The 15,733-nt window shown below is 64.7% G+C and carries 10 protein-coding genes and 2 pseudogenes; 8 read left to right on the plus strand and 4 right to left on the minus strand.

What is annotated here, in order from left to right:
• The first annotated feature begins 145 nt into the window (after positions 1-145).
• The 8 genes and pseudogenes from ACZ5KU_RS06930 to ACZ5KU_RS06965 all read left to right on the plus strand — a co-directional run bounded on the left by ACZ5KU_RS06930 (position 146) and on the right by ACZ5KU_RS06965 (position 8,239).
• A pseudogene (locus tag ACZ5KU_RS06930) lies at positions 146-1,002 on the plus strand (CoA transferase subunit A).
• The gene (locus ACZ5KU_RS06935; RefSeq protein ID WP_193394249.1) at positions 999-1,781 is read left to right on the plus strand and encodes a CoA-transferase subunit beta; all 783 of its coding nucleotides are present in this window, start codon (positions 999-1,001) and stop codon (positions 1,779-1,781) included. The pseudogene ACZ5KU_RS06930 and the gene ACZ5KU_RS06935 overlap by 4 nt, the downstream one beginning before the upstream one ends.
• Positions 1,778-2,983, plus strand: coding sequence for a 3-oxoadipyl-CoA thiolase (gene pcaF / locus ACZ5KU_RS06940; protein WP_192842682.1), 1,206 nt, complete (start codon positions 1,778-1,780; stop codon positions 2,981-2,983). Before ACZ5KU_RS06935 ends, pcaF begins: the two co-directional genes overlap by 4 nt.
• Before the next feature lie 174 nt (positions 2,984-3,157).
• The gene (locus ACZ5KU_RS06945; RefSeq protein WP_054057639.1) at positions 3,158-4,453 is read left to right on the plus strand and encodes an MFS family transporter; all 1,296 of its coding nucleotides are present in this window, start codon (positions 3,158-3,160) and stop codon (positions 4,451-4,453) included.
• 46 nt (positions 4,454-4,499) lie between these two features.
• Complete coding sequence (locus tag ACZ5KU_RS06950) at positions 4,500-5,858, plus strand: 3-carboxy-cis,cis-muconate cycloisomerase (protein ID WP_464736955.1); 1,359 nt, start codon at positions 4,500-4,502, stop codon at positions 5,856-5,858.
• 11 nt (positions 5,859-5,869) lie between these two features.
• Positions 5,870-6,664, plus strand: a complete 795-nt coding sequence (pcaD, locus tag ACZ5KU_RS06955) for a 3-oxoadipate enol-lactonase (protein ID WP_054060793.1) — start codon at positions 5,870-5,872, stop codon at positions 6,662-6,664.
• An 11-nt stretch (positions 6,665-6,675) separates the two neighbouring features.
• The gene (gene pcaC, locus ACZ5KU_RS06960) at positions 6,676-7,068 is read left to right on the plus strand and encodes a 4-carboxymuconolactone decarboxylase (protein ID WP_464736956.1); all 393 of its coding nucleotides are present in this window, start codon (positions 6,676-6,678) and stop codon (positions 7,066-7,068) included.
• A gap of 271 nt (positions 7,069-7,339) precedes the next feature.
• The gene (locus ACZ5KU_RS06965) at positions 7,340-8,239 is read left to right on the plus strand and encodes a polysaccharide deacetylase family protein (protein WP_192842797.1); all 900 of its coding nucleotides are present in this window, start codon (positions 7,340-7,342) and stop codon (positions 8,237-8,239) included.
• A 154-nt stretch (positions 8,240-8,393) separates the two neighbouring features.
• Here the strand turns inward: ACZ5KU_RS06965 and ACZ5KU_RS06970 are convergent, their stop codons facing one another.
• The 4 genes and pseudogenes from ACZ5KU_RS06970 to ACZ5KU_RS06985 all read right to left on the minus strand — a co-directional run bounded on the left by ACZ5KU_RS06970 (position 8,394) and on the right by ACZ5KU_RS06985 (position 15,714).
• On the minus strand, positions 8,394-9,656 hold the full coding sequence (locus tag ACZ5KU_RS06970) for an OprD family porin (RefSeq protein ID WP_464736957.1): 1,263 nt from the start codon (positions 9,654-9,656) through the stop codon (positions 8,394-8,396).
• 291 nt (positions 9,657-9,947) lie between these two features.
• Entirely contained in the window at positions 9,948-11,399 is a 1,452-nt protein-coding gene (locus tag ACZ5KU_RS06975) for an AdeC/AdeK/OprM family multidrug efflux complex outer membrane factor (RefSeq protein WP_054063949.1), read from the minus strand.
• On the minus strand, positions 11,396-14,548 hold the full coding sequence (locus ACZ5KU_RS06980; RefSeq protein ID WP_054058906.1) for an efflux RND transporter permease subunit: 3,153 nt from the start codon (positions 14,546-14,548) through the stop codon (positions 11,396-11,398). Before ACZ5KU_RS06980 ends, ACZ5KU_RS06975 begins: the two co-directional genes overlap by 4 nt.
• A 3-nt stretch (positions 14,549-14,551) precedes the next feature.
• Positions 14,552-15,714, minus strand: a pseudogene (locus tag ACZ5KU_RS06985) (efflux RND transporter periplasmic adaptor subunit).
• Positions 15,715-15,733 lie beyond the last annotated feature (19 nt).

Consider the following 15,733-nt stretch of genomic DNA (forward strand, 5'->3'; position numbering starts at 1 on the left):
GCAAACAATTGGTTCGATTACCGAACACATAAGCGATTATCGGATTGTTTGCGGGCCGAGCCCCGGCTTAATCTGGCTTCACTTCGGCGCTGACCTCGCGCCTTTTTCTTCCAAGCTGGCTTGTTGAAACCGGGAGTCTGTATCCATGGCTGAAATACTTTCGCTGCATGACGCGGTGAAGCAATTCGTCAATGACGGCGATACCGTCGCGCTCGAAGGCTTCACTCACCTGATTCCGACTGCGGCGGGTCATGAAATCATTCGTCAGGGCAAGAAAGACCTGACACTGGTGCGGATGACCCCGACCTGATCTACGACCAACTGATCGGTGCCGGTTGTGCTCGCAAGCTGGTGTTTTCCTGGGGCGGCAACCCGGGGGTCGGTTCCCTGCACCGTCTGCGCGATGCGGTCGAGAAGCAGTGGCCTCATGCGCTGGAAATCGAGGAGCACAGCCACGCCGACCTGGCCAATGCCTACGTCGCCGGCGCTTCCGGCCTGCCATTCGCGGTGCTGCGTGCCTATGCCGGCTCCGACCTGCCGAAGGTCAACCCGCTGATCAAGAGTGTGACCTGCCCGTTCACCGGTGAAGTGCTGGCCGCAGTACCTTCGGTACGTCCCGATGTCACGGTGATTCATGCGCAGAAGGCCGACCGCAAGGGCAACGTCCTGCTGTGGGGCATTCTCGGCGTGCAGAAGGAAGCGGTGCTGGCGGCCCGGCGTTGCATCGTCACCGTCGAGGAGATCGTCGACGATCTGCAGGCTCCGATGAACGCCTGCGTCCTGCCGACCTGGGCCGTCAGCGCGGTCTGCCATGTCCCGGGCGGCGCCCACCCGTCCTATGCCCATGGCTATAGCGAGCGCGACAACCGTTTCTACCAGGCCTGGGATCCGATTGCCCGCGACCGGGAAACCTTCACCGCCTGGATCGCCGACTACATCCATGGCACGGCGGACTTCGCCGAGTTCCGGGCCAAGCTGGCCCAAGCCTCGGAGGCAAAATAATGACCTACACCACCAATGAAATGATGACCGTTGCCGCCGCCCGTCGCCTGAAGAACGGTTCGGTCTGTTTCGTCGGCATCGGCCTGCCGTCCAAGGCGGCCAACCTGGCGCGCCTGACGTCCTCGCCGGATGTGGTGCTGATCTACGAGTCCGGCCCGATCGGCGCCAAGCCCAGCGTGCTGCCGTTGTCCATCGGCGACGGTGAGCTGGCGGAAACCGCCGATACCGTGGTGCCGACCGGCGAGATCTTTCGCTACTGGCTGCAGGGTGGTCGCATCGATGTCGGTTTCCTCGGCGCGGCCCAGGTCGACCGTTTCGGCAATATCAACACCACGGTGGTGGGTGACTACTTCTCGCCGAAGGTCCGTCTGCCCGGGGCTGGCGGCGCACCGGAGATCGCCGGTTCGGCGAAGAGCGTGCTGATCATCCTCAAGCAGTCGGCGCGCTCCTTCGTCGACAAGCTGGACTTCGTCACCTCGGTCGGTCACGGCGAGGGCGGCGATTCCCGTCAGCGCCTCGGTCTGCCGGGCGCCGGTCCGGTAGGCATCATCACCGACCTGTGCATCATGGAACCGGAAGCCGGGACCCACGAGTTCGTCGTCACCTCCCTGCACCCGGGCGTGACCCGTGAGCAGGTGATTGCCGCCACCGGTTGGCCGGTACGGTTCGCCGAGCAGGTCGCCAGCACCGCCGAGCCGACCGACGTCGAGCTCAGCGCCCTGCGCGATCTTGAGGCCCGCACTGCCGCGGCCCATGGCCAAGCCCCGGGAGAAGCCTGATGCGCGAAGTCTTTATCTGTGACGCCGTCCGTACCCCCATCGGCCGTTTCGGCGGCGGCCTGGCCGGTGTGCGTGCCGATGACCTGGCCGCCGTGCCGATCAAGGCGCTGCTGGAACGCAACCCGTCGGTGAACTGGAGCGAGGTCGACGAGGTGTTCCTCGGCTGCGCCAACCAGGCCGGCGAGGACAACCGCAACGTCGCGCGCATGGCCCTGTTGCTGGCCGGGCTGCCGGAGAGCGTTCCCGGCGTGACCCTCAACCGTCTCTGTGCCTCGGGCATGGAAGCGATCGGCAATGCCTTCCGCGCCATCGCCAGCGGCGAAATGGAGCTGGCGATCGCCGGTGGCGTCGAGTCGATGTCCCGGGCTCCGTTCGTGATGGGCAAGGCCGATGCGGCGTTTTCCCGCAACATGAAACTGGAAGACACCACCATCGGCTGGCGCTTCATCAACCCGTTGATGAAAGCCCAGTATGGGGTCGATGCGATGCCACAGACCGCCGATAACGTCGCCGACGACTACCGGGTGTCCCGCGCCGACCAGGACGCGTTCGCCCTGCGCAGCCAGCAGCGGACTGCCGCGGCCCAGGCCGCCGGGTTCTTCGCCGAGGAGATCGTGCCGGTGCGTATCGCCCACAAGAAGGGCGAGACCGTGGTCGAGCAGGATGAGCATCCGCGCGCCGATACCACCCTGGAGGCCCTGGCGAAACTCAAGCCGGTCAATGGCCCCGACAAGACCGTCACTGCCGGCAACGCCTCCGGCGTCAACGATGGCGCGGCGGCGCTGATCCTGGCTTCCGCCGAGGCCGTGAAGAAGCATGGCCTGACCGCACGGGCGCGGGTGCTCGGCATGGCCAGTGCCGGGGTGGCGCCGCGGGTCATGGGCATCGGCCCGGTGCCGGCGGTGCGCAAGCTGACCGAGCGCCTCGGGCTGGCGGTGAGCGAGTTCGACGTGATCGAACTGAACGAAGCCTTCGCCAGCCAGGGCCTGGCGGTGTTGCGCGAGCTGGGGATCGCCGACGATGCGGCCCAGGTCAATCCGAACGGCGGTGCCATCGCCCTCGGCCATCCCCTGGGCATGAGTGGTGCACGCCTGGTATTGACCGCGCTGCATCACCTGGAAAAAACCGGCGGCCGCAAGGGCCTGGCGACCATGTGCGTCGGCGTTGGCCAGGGCCTGGCGCTGGCTATCGAGCGGGTCTGAAGCCCACCTCTGTAGGAACCGGCTTGCTGGTGATCAGGACGATGGGGTGTAGCAGAGATTCCGTGTCGTATTGATCGCCCGCAGGCAGGCTTCTACAAAGGTCTGGTGTGCCGGGGGAACAGGCTTGTTGCAAAGTATGTCTAGACTGCAACTATCCCTTACGAGTGAGTGAACATGACAACAACAACGACGCCGTACACCGGTGAGGAACGCAGCAAAAGGATCTTTGCCATCGTCGGTGCTTCTTCGGGCAACCTGGTCGAATGGTTCGACTTCTACGTGTATGCCTTCTGTGCCATCTATTTCGCCCCCGCCTTTTTCCCTTCCGATGACCCGACGGTTCAGTTGCTGAACACTGCCGGTGTATTCGCGGCCGGCTTCCTGATGCGTCCCATCGGCGGCTGGCTGTTCGGCCGGGTGGCCGACAAGCACGGGCGCAAGAATTCGATGATGATCTCGGTGCTGATGATGTGCGGTGGCTCCCTGGTCATCGCCTTCATGCCGACCTACGCCAGCATCGGCGCCTGGGCGCCGGCGCTGCTGCTGGTGGCGCGGCTGTTCCAGGGCCTGTCGGTGGGGGGCGAGTACGGCACCACCGCGACCTACATGAGTGAAGTGGCGTTGCGTGGCCAGCGGGGTTTCTTCGCCTCGTTCCAGTACGTGACCCTGATCGGCGGCCAGTTGCTGGCGGTGCTGGTGGTGGTGATCCTGCAACAGTTTCTCACTGAACCCGAACTCAAGGCCTGGGGCTGGCGCATCCCGTTCGTGATCGGCGCCGTCGCTGCGGTGATCTCATTGCTGCTGCGTCGCTCGCTGAAGGAAACCACCAGCAGGGAAACCCGCCAGGACAAGGACGCCGGCAGCCTGCGGGCGCTGTTCCGTGACCACAAGGCGGCGTTCGTCACCGTGCTCGGCTACACCGCTGGCGGCTCGCTGATCTTCTACACCTTCACCACCTACATGCAGAAGTACCTGGTGAACACCGCCGGGATGAGCGCCAAGACCGCGAGCTTCGTGATGACCGGCGCCCTGTTCCTCTACATGTGCCTGCAACCGGTGTTCGGCATGCTCTCGGATCGGATCGGCCGGCGCAACTCGATGCTCTGGTTCGGTGCCCTGGGGGCACTGTGCACGGTACCGATCCTGCTGACCCTGAAGACCGTCACCAGTCCGTTCCTGGCCTTCGTGCTGATCAGCCTGGCTCTGGCGATCGTCAGCTTCTACACCTCGATCAGCGGCCTGGTCAAAGCCGAGATGTTCCCGGTCCAGGTGCGTGCGCTGGGGGTGGGGCTGGCCTATGCGGTGGCCAACGCGGTGTTCGGCGGTTCGGCGGAGTACGTGGCGCTGAACCTCAAGTCGATGGGGATGGAGAACGCCTTCTACTGGTACGTGACCGTCATGATGGTGGTCGCCTTCCTGTTCAGCCTGCGCCTGCCGAAACAGGCGGCGTATCTGCACCACGATCATTGATCGACCTGCGCGCCCGTGATGGGCGCGCCTTTACCAGGGATCTTCCATGCAACGACCGAGCAACCAACTGTTCGATGCCTACTTTATCGCCCGCGATATGGCCCAGGTGTTTTCCGACCAGGGCCGGGTCCAGGCGATGCTCGACTTCGAGGCCGCGCTGGCCCGTGCGCAGGCGCGGGTCGGGCTGATTCCCCAGGCGGCGGTCGCGCCGATTGCCGCGGCATGCGAGGCCGGGTTCTACGATTACGCCGCTCTCGGCGAGGCGATCGCCACGGCCGGCAATTCGGCGATCCCGCTGGTCAAGGCACTGGGCAAGCGGATCGCTGCCGCCGATGCCGGGGCCGAGCGTTATGTGCATCTGGGCGCCACCAGCCAGGACGTCATGGACTCCGGCCTGGTGCTGCAACTGCGCAGTGCCTGGCAGTTGATCGACGCTGACCTGCAACGCCTGGCTGGCGTATTGGCAGCCCAGGCCCAACGGTATGCGGACACACCGCTGGCCGGGCGGACCTGGTTGCAACAGGCCACGCCGGTCACCCTCGGCATGAAGATCGCCGGTTGGCTGGGCGCGGTCACCCGCCATCGCCAGCGTCTGCGCGAACTGCAACCGCGGCTGCTGTGCCTGCAGTTCGGCGGTGCCTCGGGCACCCTGGCCGCCCTCGGCGAACAGGCGATGCCGGTGGCCGAGGCGCTGGCCGAGACGCTTCAGCTCAACCTCGCCGAACAACCCTGGCACACCCATCGCGACCGCCTGGTGGAATTCGGTGCCGTCCTCGGCCTGATTGCCGGCAGCCTGGGCAAACTGGGACGCGACGTCAGCCTGCTGATGCAGACCGAGGCCGCCGAAGTCTTCGAGCCGTCGGCACCGGGCAAGGGCGGTTCCTCGACCATGCCGCACAAGCGCAATCCGGTGGGCGCCGCGGTACTGATCGGCACCGCGACCCGGGTTCCGGGCCTGCTCTCGACCCTGTTCAGCGCCATGCCCCAGGAACACGAGCGCAGCCTCGGCCTGTGGCACGCCGAATGGGAGACCCTGCCGGAAATCTGCCGGCTGGTCTCGGGCTCGCTGCAGCAGGCGCTGATCGTTGCCGAAGGCCTGGAAGTGGACCCGGCGCGGATGCTGAGCAACCTCGATCTGACCCGTGGCCTGTTGCTGGCGGAGGCGGTGAGTATCGTCCTCGCCCAGCGCCTGGGGCGCGACGCCGCCCACCACCTGCTGGAGCAGTGCTGCCAGCGCGCGGTGGCCGAGCAGCGCCACTTGCGGGCGGTGCTGGGCGACGAACCGCAAATCACCGCGCAACTATCCGCGCAAGAACTGGACCACCTGCTCGATCCGGCCCATTACCTCGGCCAGGCCCGTACCTGGGTCGAGCGTGCGGTGGCCGAGCATCTGGCTTTTACCTGAAGGAGATTGTCGTGGCTTTTGTACAACTGGCTGATGGCGAACTGCACTACCGCTTCGACGGTCCGCAGGAGGCACCAGTGCTGGTGCTCTCCAACTCCCTGGGCACCGACCTGGGCATGTGGGACACCCAGATCCCGGCGTTCGCCGAACACTTCCGGGTGCTGCGCTACGACACCCGTGGCCATGGTCGTTCGCTGGTGACCGAAGGTCCGTACAGCATCGAGCAACTGGGCCGCGACGTAGTGGCCCTGCTCGATGCGCTGGGTATCGAGCGGGCGCACTTCTGCGGCCTGTCCATGGGCGGGCTGATCGGCCAGTGGCTGGGTATCCATGCCGGCCAGCGCTTGAACAGGCTGATCGTGTGCAACACGGCGGCGAAGATCGGCGACCCGGCGATGTGGAATCCGCGCATCGAGACCGTGTTGCGCGATGGCGCGGCGGCCATGGCCGCCTTGCGCGACGGGGCGATCGCCCGCTGGTTCACGCCGCAGTTTTCCGCCGCGCAGCCGCAGCAGGTCAAGCCGATCACCGACATGCTCGCCGCCACGTCGCCGCAAGGCTATGCGGCCAACTGCGCGGCGGTGCGCGATGCCGATTTTCGCGAGCAACTGGACAGGATCCGCGCTCCGGTGCTGGTGATCGCCGGCAGCGAGGATGCGGTAACGCCGCCCAGCGGCAGTCTGTTCATCCAGCAGCACGTCAAGGGCGCCGAGTACGCCGAATTCCATGCCGCCCACCTGTCGAACGTACAGGCCGGCGATGCCTTCAGCCAGCGCGTGCTGGATTTCCTGCTGGACCGGGTTTGAGGAGAGTGTCCGTGGACGAGAAACAACGTTATGCCGAGGGGATGCGGGTGCGGCGTGCCGTGCTCGGGGATGCCCATGTCGACCGCAGCCTGAACAACCTGACCGAGTTCAACTCGGAGTTCCAGGAGATGATCACCCGCCATGCCTGGGGTGATATCTGGACCCGCCCGGGGTTGCCCCGGCACACGCGCAGCCTGATCACCATCGCCATGCTGATCGGCATGAACCGCAACGAGGAGCTCAAGTTGCACCTGCGGGCCGCGGCCAACAACGGCGTGACCCGCGAAGAGATCAAGGAAGTGCTGATGCAGAGCGCCATCTATTGCGGTATCCCGGCGGCCAACGCGACCTTCCACCTGGCGGTATCGGTGTGGGACGAACTGGGCGTGGAATCGCGTCAGTAAGCCCTCCACGGCCTGTTCCCATGCGCCTGCCTGGGAACAGGCCGTGGCGGCGGTCCTTTCTCATTCGTCTGAAAAAACGCCCATCCCGGAACACTTGGCGTTTTCGCTGATCTGACAGGAACGATGGCCCCTCCGTGTGATGGCGGAGGGCAGGGACGTTGCGCCATCCTGTCGGTAAGATGCGCACTCAAGTTCCCATTCCGTTCTGCATGACGATGGCTTGAATACATCTTGGTTCTGCAATTGTTGTGACCTGGACCAGGCCAACCTCATGAAATCGCTTTTGACCTCATTCCTGGTGCTTGCGCTCGCCACGGGCCTGGCCGGCTGTATCGGCCCGCCGATCCCCCTGAGCCCGAGCACCGAACAGGCGCTACGCACGCAGCCGCCGATCCGTTTCCTGCTGACCTTCGATGACGGGCCCAGTGCGTCGAGTTTCTACAACCCGACCGCGTCGGTGCTCGACGACCTGGCCCATAACCCGATTCAGCCGGGCATCAAGGCGGTGTTCTTCGTCCAGACCGGTGCCCCCAGGGCCGGCAACAGCGACATAGGCCGGGCGCTGATGCGGCGCGAACATGCCGAGGGGCATGTCCTCGGCTTTCATACGGCGGGGCACTGGCACACCAACCATCGTTCATTGAATCCGCAGGAACTGGAACAGTCACTGAACGATGGCAGTGCCGTTATCGCAGCGATCACCGGTGCTCCGCCGACCCTCCTGCGGCCGCCGTTCTGGAACTACGACAAGCGCACGTTCGCGGCCTACCGGCAGCATGGGCTGCACGTGCTGCTGACTGACCTCAGTGCCAACGATGGCAAGGTCTGGGGGATCACCGCGAGCCCGCAGCGCCGGGCCAACCTGCTCAAGCACCTGGCCGAGGTGCGCGAGCAGATCGCCCGGGGCGAGATGCCGGTGGTCGATGGGGTGATTCCGGTGGTGGTGACCTTCCACGACCTCAACCGCTATACCGCCCGGCACATGCAGGAGTACCTGCAGATCCTGATGGATTGTGCGCGGGAGACCGGTGTGCGGACTGCCGAGCAGCCGTTCTACACCGATCGTTCGGCGCTGCTGCGGGCGGTACTGGCGCGTACGGTGCCGAGCAGCTCCACGCCGGTACACTTGCCCGGTTTCTGGGATTGGTGGTGGGACCGCGATTCGCACTGAGTCGAGCAGTGTTGCCGGTGGCCGGTTCGCGGGCAAGTCCTGCTCCTGCAGATTTGTGTCGCATGCAAGCCCGCGTAAGACTCCACTCATGTAGGAGCAGGGCTTGCCCGCGAATAGGCCCTGAAGTCCTGCTCTCAAAGTCAGCCCAACCGGTTCACAGCAACGAGATCGGGTAGCTGATGATCAGGCGGTTCTCGTCGAACTCGTTGGTGCTGTAGTCCCTGCGGATGCTCGAGTTGCGCCAGCGGATGTTCAGGTTGCGCAAGGTGCCGCTCTGGACGGTGTAGCCCAGTTCCGACTCACGCCCCCATTCCTTGCCGTCGGTGACCGCGCCGACATGCACGTTGTCACCGCGGATGTAGCGGTTCATCAGGGTCAGCCCCGGAATTCCCAGCGCGGCGAAGTTGTAGTCATGGCGCAACTGCCAGGACTTTTCCTGCGCATTGTCATAGCTGCTGTTGTAGCTGTCGTTGGCCAGGGTGCCGCCGCTGGTGCCGTTGACCCGCATCCAGGCGCTGTCGCCGGTGAGCTTCTGCAGGCCGACGTAGAAGGTGTTGCCGCCGTACTTGGCCGAGAACAACCCCGACCAGGTTCTGTTCTCCAGGTCGCCGGCCAGCGCGCTGCCGTCTTCCTTGCCGTAGAAGAAACCGAGGTTGGCGCCCAGGGTCCAGTCGCCCAGTGGCTGGCTGTGGACCAGATTGACGTACTGCTGGCGGTAGATGTCCTTCAGTTGGGCATTCCAGAGGCCGATCAGGGTGCGCTTTTCGTTGAAGGTGTATTCGCCGCCGGCGAAGTTGAAGCGGTCGGAGGTGAAGGCGGCTTTGCCCTGCATGTACATGTCGGTCATGCTCGAATCGTTGCGCGGGCTGTTCTTCTGGAACTGGCCGCCGTACAGCGTCAGGCCGTCGATCTCCTTCGAGGTGACCTGGCCGCCGCGGAAGGTCTGCGGCAGCGAGCGGCCGTCGTCGGAGCGGAGGATCGGCAGCACCGGCATCCATTCGCCGACCTTCAGCTCGGTTTTGGAAATCCGTGCCTTGAACGCCACGTCCAGGCGGCCGAAGTTGTCCGCCGGGCGCCCGTCACGGTCCAGCGGCAGCAGTTGCGTGCCGCCGGTGCCTTTGCCGCCGTCGAGCTTTTGGGAAAAGGTGCCGAGCACGTCGACGCCGAAACCGACGGTGCCCTGGGTGAAGCCGGAGCGGGCGTCGAGGATGAAGTTCTGCGTCCATTCCTCGGCCTTGTCCTGGGGGTAGGCCGGGTTGGTGAAGTTGCGGTTGATGTAGAAGTTACGCAGGTTCAGGTTGGCCTGGGCGTCTTCCACAAAGCCATGTTCCTCGGCCATGGCCGGCAGGGCCGCACCGGCGAGGGCGAGGGTCAGCAGGGCAAGTGGGGGACGGTTGCTGTGGTTCAGTGGCTTCATGGATCGGTCTCTCTAATTGTTAGGGGTGAAGCAGGGCGCAGCCGCAACCCGGGGGTTGCAGACAAGGGGCTTACAGGGGGAACGAACGGCTGCGATCAGCCGCTGAGGGCAGGGTGTCGGGACATGGCGGGTGAACCTGTTGTTATTGGTATGGGTCGATGCGCTGGCATGGTGCGGCGGATCGAACCGCGTGTTCAATCGGGGTTTGACGGTTTTGGGCGATTATCGAACGGAACAGTGCGGGCATGAAAAAACCCGCCAATGGCGGGTTTTTGTGCAGCGTGAACGACCTCAGCCTTTCGGTGGCGTCTCGTCGATCGGCCGGGCCTGGCCGGTCTGTTCGTTCCAGCCACCGCCTAGGGCCTTGTACAGGTTGACCTCGCTGGTGAGCTGCGACAGGCGATCGCTGATCAGCGATTGCTGGGCGCTGAACAACGAGCGCTGGGCATCGAGGAAGGTCAGGTTGCTGTCGACGCCAATGCGGTAGCGACGCTCGGCCAGGCGGTAGTAGTCCTGGTTGGCGGCGACCAGGTCGCGCTGGGCCTGCAACTGCTCGTTGAAGGTCTGGCGTGCGGCCAGGCCGTCGGAGACTTCCTTGAAGCCGGTCTGGATCGCCTTCTCGTAGTTGGCGACGCTGATTTCCTTCTGGATCTTGGAGTAATCCAGGCTGGCTCTCAGGCTGCCGGCGTTGAAGATCGGGATGCTGATCTTCGGCGAGAACAGCCAGGTGCCCGAACCGCCCTTGAACAGGCCGCCCAGGTCCGGGCTCAGGGTGCCGGCGTTGGCGGTCAGGCTGATGCTCGGGAAGAACGCCGCACGTGCCGCGCCGATGTTGGCGTTTGCCGCCATCAACTGGTGCTCGGCGCTGAGGATGTCCGGACGCCGCTGCAGCAGGTCCGAAGGCAGGCCGGCTGGCAGTTCGCTGAGCAGTTTGGCCGACAGCGGCTGGGCCGCCGGCAGGTTGGCCGGAATACCGGTGCCCAGCAGTTGCGTCAGGCTGTTCTGGTCTTCGGCGACCTGGCGGGTGAACTGCGCCAGCTTGACCCGTGCGCCTTCCACCGAGGTCCGCGCCTGACTCAGGTCCAGGGCCGAGGCCACGCCGACTTCGTTGCTGCGCGAGGTGAGCCGGTAGCTTTCCTCGTAGGCCGCCAGGGTTTCCTGGGTCAGCTTGAGCAGTTCCTTGTCGGCCTGCCAGGTCAGGTAGGCGTTGGCGACACTGGCCACCAGGCTGATCTGCGTGGTACGGCGGGCCTCTTCGCTGGCGAAGTAGGTCTGCAGCGCCTGTTCGCTCAGGCTGCGGATACGGCCGAACAGGTCCAGTTCATAGGAACTGACGCCGAGGGTCGCCGAGTACTGGCTGGTGATCGCAGCCTTGCCGGTGCCCGAGGCATCGGCCGGGACCCGCTGGCGGCTGCCGCTGCCGTCGGCGCTGACGGCCGGGAACAGGTCGGCGCGCTGGATCTGGTATTGGGCCCGGTAGGCTTCGATGTTCAGCGCCGCGACCCGCAGGTCGCGGTTGTTTTCCAGCGCCACCTGGATCAGTTGCTGCAGCGCCGGGTCGTTGAAGAACTGGCGCCAACCCTGTTCGGCCGCGGCGACGTTCGCCGCCTGGGCCGGCGAGTAGGCCGGTCCTTGCGGGTACTGCGCCGCTACCGGCGCCTCGGGGCGCTGGTAGTCGGGGATCAGCGAGCAGCCGCTGAGCACGAAGGCCGCGACCGCTACAGAGAGAAGGGACTTGCTCATTGGCCAGCCTCATGCTGTGGAGTTTCAGGGGTTGCTGGTTTCGCGTGCTTCTTCTCGCCACCAATGGCCGAGACGGCAACGAAGAATAACGGAACCCAGAAAATCGCCAAGACGGTTGCGCTGATCATACCGCCAACCACCACGGTACCAATGGCGTGCTGACTGCCGGAGCCGGCGCCGGTGGAGATCGCCAGCGGTACCACGCCGAGAATGAACGCCAGCGAGGTCATGATGATCGGACGCAGACGCATGCGGCAGGCCTCGATCGCCGCATCGCGCAGGCTCTTGCCCTGTTCGTGCAGTTCCTTGGCGAACTCGACGATCAGGATGGCGTTCTTCGCCGCCAGACCGATGGTGGTCAACAGCCCCACCAGGAAGTACACATCGTTGGACAGGCCGCGCAGGGTGGTCGCCAGCAGTGCACCGATGATCCCCAGCGGTACCACCAGTACCACCGCGATCGGGATCGACCAGCTTTCGTACAGCGCCGCCAGGCACAGGAACACCATCAGCAGCGACAGGGCGAACAGCGCTGGCGCCTGGGAACCGGACAGGCGTTCCTCGTACGACAGGCCGGTCCAGGAAATACCGACACCCGCCGGCAGCTTCTTGGCGATGGCCTCGACTTCCGCCATGGCCTCACCGGTGGTGTGGCCCGGTGCCGGGGCTCCGAGGATTTCCATCGCCTCGACGCCGTTGTAGCGCGCCAGCTTGGGCGAGCCGTAGACCCACTCGCCCTTGGCGAATGCCGAGAATGGAACCATGGTGCCGCTGCTGCTGCGCACGTACCACTTCTGCAGGTCTTCAGGGCTCATCCGCGAGGCAGGCTTGCCCTGGATGTAGACCTTCTTCACCCGACCGCGGTCGATGAAGTCGTTGACATAACTGCCGCCCAGCGCGATCGACAGGCTGTTGTTGATGTCCGACAGGCTCACGCCCAGGGCGCTGGCGCGTTCGTCGTCGATGCTCAACTGGTATTGCGGTTCATCGTTCAGGCCGTTGGGACGGACCGCCGCGAGGACCTTGCTCTGTGCCGCCATGCCAAGGAACTGGTTGCGAGCTTCCATCAGCTTCTGGTGGCCGACGCCGGCACGGTCCTGCAGGTAGACGTCGAAACCGGTGGCGTTACCCAACTCCAGCACCGCCGGCGGGGCGAAGGCGAACACCATCGCGTCGCGGAAGCTGAAGAAATGCGCCTGGGCCCGTTCCGCCAGCTTGAACACACTGTTGTCGGCGTTACGCTGGTCCCACGGCTTGAGCATGATGAAGGCCATACCCGAGCTCTGACCACGGCCGGCGAAGTTGAAACCGGTCACGGTGAATACCGAACTCACGGCTCCCGTTTCGTCCTTGAGCAGGTAGGCGCGCATCTTGTCGACCACCGCCTGGGTCCGCTCGGCACTGGAGCCGGCCGGGGTCTGGACCTGGGCGAAGAGTACGCCCTGGTCTTCTTCCGGCAGGAACGAGGTGGGGATACGGGCGAACAGCCAGATCATGCCGACCACGATCAGGGCGTAGGCCAGCAGATACGGCGCCTTGTGCGCCAGGATGCCGCCGACGCTGCGCTCGTAGGCCCGCACGCTGCGGTCGAAATTGCGGTTGAACCAGCCGAAGAAGCCGCGTTTCGGTGTGCCATGCTCGCCATGGGGAATGGCCTTGAGCAGGGTGGCGCACAGCGCCGGGGTGAAGATCAGCGCCACCAGCACCGACAGGCCCATGGCCGAAACGATGGTGATGGAGAACTGGCGGTAGATCACACCGGTGGAGCCGCCGAAGAACGCCATCGGCAGCAGTACCGCCGAGAGCACCATGGCGATACCCACCAGTGCCCCCTGGATCTGGCCCATGGACTTCTTGGTCGCTTCCTTGGGCGAGAGACCTTCCTCGCTCATCACCCGTTCGACGTTCTCCACCACGACGATGGCGTCGTCCACCAGCAGGCCGATGGCCAGCACCATGCCGAACATGGTCAGGGTGTTGATGCTGAAGCCGGCCGCCGCGAGGATCCCGAAGGTACCCAGCAGGACCACCGGCACAGTCATGGTGGTGATGATGGTGGCGCGGAAGTTCTGCAGGAACAGGAACATCACCAGGAACACCAGCACGATCGCTTCCATCAGGGTTTCAACCACACCCTTGATCGATTCGCTCACCACCGGCGTGGTGTCGTACGGGAATACCACTTTCATCCCGGGCGGGAAGAACGGTTCCAGGTCGCTGATGGTCTTGCGCAGCGCCTTGGCGGTGTCCAGGGCGTTGGCGCCGTTGGCCAGCTTGACCGCCAGGCCGGATGCCGGGCTACCGTTGTACTGGGCGGAGACACTGTAGTTCTCGCCACCCAGGCTGACATCGGCGACGTCACCCAGGCGCACTTGCGAGCCGTCCTTGTTGACCTTGAGCAGGATATTCTTGAACTGCTCGGCGGTCTGCAGGCGGGTCTTGCCGATGATGGTGGCGTTCAGTTGCTGGCCAGGCAGGGCCGGCAGGCCACCCAGTTGCCCGGAAGACACCTGGACGTTCTGCGCGGCCACGGCGGTCTTCACGTCCACCGGGGTCAGCTGGTAGTTGTTCAGCTTGGCCGGATCGAGCCAGATCCGCATCGCGTACTGGGCACCGAACACCTGGAAGTCACCGACGCCGGCAGTCCGCGAGATCGGGTCCTGCATGTTGGAGACGATGTAGTTCGACAGGTCGTCCTTGGTCATGCTGCCGTCGGTCGACACCACGCCGATCACCATCAGGAAGTTCTTCACCGCCTTGGTGACGCGGATACCCTGCTGCTGCACTTCCTGCGGCAAGAGGGGCGTGGCCAGGTTCAGCTTGTTCTGGACCTGGACCTGGGCGGTGTCGGAACTGGTGCCCTGCTCGAAGGTGGCGGTGATGGTCATGCTGCCGTCGGAGTTGCTTTCCGAGGAGACATAACGCAGGTTGTCGATACCGTTGAGCTGCTGTTCGATCACCTGGACCACGGTGTCCTGCACGGTCTGCGCCGAGGCGCCCGGGTAGGTCACGGAAATGGCGATGGCCGGTGGCGCAATCGCCGGGTACTGGTTGATCGGCAACTTGAGGATCGAGAGCGCGCCGACCAGCATGATCACCAGGGCGATCACCCAGGCGAAGATCGGGCGGTCGATAAAGAATTTCGACATGGTTTACTCCCCTTTGCTGCCCGCGGCTTTGTCGGTTGCCGGGGCAGGGGCCGGGTTGGCGGTTTTGACGTTGGTGGCTTCGCTGGCCTTGACCTCGACGCCTGGGCGCACGAACTGCAGGCCTTCGGTGATCACCCGATCACCCGACTTTAGGCCGTCCTCGACCAGCCACTGGCTGCCCTGGGTACGGCTGGCCTTGAGCTGACGCAGCTCGACCTTGTTGTCCGGGCCGACGACCAGTGCGGTCGGGGTGCCCTTGAGGTCACGGGTCACGCCTTGTTGCGGCACGAGGATCGCCGCGCTGTTCACTCCGGACTGCAACTGGGCATGGACGAACATGCCGGGCAGCAGCGAGTGGTCAGGGTTCGGGAACACCGCGCGCAGGGTCACGGAACCGGTGGTTTCATCCACGGTGACTTCCGAGAACTCCAGCTTGCCCGGCTGGGCGTAGGTGCTGCCGTCTTCCAGGGTCAGCTTGACCATGGCCGCGTTGTCGCCGGCCTTCTGCAGGCGACCGCTGTCCAGTTCGCGCCGCAGCTTGAGCAGGTCGGCGGTGGATTGCGTGATGTCGACGTAGATCGGGTCCAACTGAGTGATCGTCGCCATGGCATCGCTCTGGCCGGTGCTGACCAGTGCGCCTTCGGTCACCGAGGAGCGGCCGATGCGGCCGGACAGCGGGCCAGCACTTTGGTGTAGCGCACATTGATCTGCGCGCTTTGCAGGTTCGCTTCCGACTGCAGGCGGTTGGCCACGGCCGTGTCGTATTCCTGGCGGCTGACGGCCTGCTCGTTCACCAGTTGCTCGTAGCGGTCGGCGATCGACCGGGTCGACTGCAGGTTCGCCTCGGCGCTTTTCAGCGTCGCTTCATAGACCGATGGGTCGATCTGATAGAGCTGCTGGCCGGCCTTGACGTCGCCGCCTTCCTTGAACAGGCGCTTGAGAATGATGCCATTGACCTGCGGCCGGACTTCGGCGATGCGATAGGCCGTGGTACGGCCGGGCAGCTCGGAGATCAGGGTGAAGGGTTGGGCTTGCAGGGTCACGACACCGACCTGAGGGGCGGGGGCGGCCGCCGGAGCGGCTTCTTCCTTTTTATTGCATCCGCTGAGCAGCGATGCCAGGGCGACGGCGGTGACCAGAGCGGTAACAGCTGGCTTGAGTTGCATGAAGATCCTCGGGTCAGGC

Source organism: Pseudomonas sp. Tof1 (assembly GCF_055390395.1).

Excerpts from the sequence above, each read along its gene's own strand:
- ACZ5KU_RS06950 (WP_464736955.1), top strand. The coding sequence starts at position 4,500 with ATGCAACGACCGAGCAACCAACTGTTCGATGCCTACTTTATCGCCCGC.
- ACZ5KU_RS06975 (WP_054063949.1), bottom strand. The coding sequence starts at position 11,399 with ATGAGCAAGTCCCTTCTCTCTGTAGCGGTCGCGGCCTTCGTGCTCAGC.
- ACZ5KU_RS06970 (WP_464736957.1), bottom strand. The coding sequence starts at position 9,656 with ATGAAGCCACTGAACCACAGCAACCGTCCCCCACTTGCCCTGCTGACC.
- ACZ5KU_RS06965 (WP_192842797.1), top strand. The coding sequence starts at position 7,340 with ATGAAATCGCTTTTGACCTCATTCCTGGTGCTTGCGCTCGCCACGGGC.
- ACZ5KU_RS06980 (WP_054058906.1), bottom strand. The coding sequence starts at position 14,548 with ATGTCGAAATTCTTTATCGACCGCCCGATCTTCGCCTGGGTGATCGCC.
- ACZ5KU_RS06945 (WP_054057639.1), top strand. The coding sequence starts at position 3,158 with ATGACAACAACAACGACGCCGTACACCGGTGAGGAACGCAGCAAAAGG.